At 57.6% G+C, this 845-nt stretch carries 2 protein-coding genes; one reads left to right on the top strand and one right to left on the bottom strand.

Features of this window, described 5'->3' with window-relative positions:
* The coding region (locus tag A9X00_RS12705) for a class I SAM-dependent methyltransferase (RefSeq protein WP_067153432.1) at positions 1–603 on the top strand (603 nt) is incomplete at its 5' end.
* Positions 604–612: 9 nt separating this feature from the next.
* Here A9X00_RS12705 and A9X00_RS12700 read toward each other — a convergent pair.
* The coding region (locus tag A9X00_RS12700) for a class I SAM-dependent methyltransferase (protein ID WP_197515146.1) at positions 613–845 on the bottom strand (233 nt) is incomplete at its 5' end.

Raw genomic sequence — 845 nt, 5'->3', positions numbered from 1 at the left:
GTCAACGTGATCGGAATTACCCTCAGCCGCAACCAGTTCGAGTACAGCAAAACCAGGCTGGCGGGGATCCCGACCGAGCGCGACGTCGAAGTGCGGTTGCAGGGCTGGGAAGAGTTCGACGACAAGGTCGACCGGATCGTCAGCATAGGCGCGTTCGAGGCCTTCAAAGCCGACCGTTGGCCCGCGTTTTTCGACCGCGCCTACGACATCCTTCCCGACGACGGCAGGATGCTCTTGCACACAATTTTGGCGCATTCACAGAAGCAGATGCACGAGCGCGGCATCGCTTTGACGATGAGCGACGTGCGGTTCACGCGATTTATCTACACGGAAATCTTCCCGGGTGGGCAGCTGCCGGCGCAGGAAGATATTTTCTCACTGGCGCAGGCGGCCAGATTCAGCGTCGAAAAAGTGCAATTGCTGCGCGAGCATTATGAACGGACGCTGAATATTTGGGCGGCCAACCTGGAGGCGAACAAAGAAAAAGCGATCGCCATCCAGTCCGAGGAAGTCTACGAGCGCTATATGCACTACTTGACCGGCTGCGCCAAGCTGTTCCGCCAGGGCTACACGGACGTCAACCAGTTCACGTGTGAGAAGTAGCCGGGCCGGCTACTTGGCCAGCGTGAACTGGCCGACGTTGCTGATGCCCTTGCGGAAGAAGTCCTCGCACCCCGTCAAGTAGTGCATATAGCGCTCGTAGACTTCCTCGGACTGGATGGCGATCGCTTTTTCTTTGTTCGCCTCCAGGTTGGCCGCCCAAATATTCAGCGTCCGTTCATAATGCTCGCGCAGCAATTGCACTTTTTCGACGCTGAATCTGGCCGCCTGCGCCAGTGAGAAAA

The sequence above is a fragment of the Mycobacterium sp. 1245805.9 genome (genome assembly GCF_001672915.1).
Taxonomy (GTDB): domain Bacteria; phylum Actinomycetota; class Actinomycetes; order Mycobacteriales; family Mycobacteriaceae; genus Mycobacterium.
The sequence above is the reverse complement of the archived record's forward strand: the minus strand, read 5'-3'. Positions and strand labels throughout refer to the sequence as shown.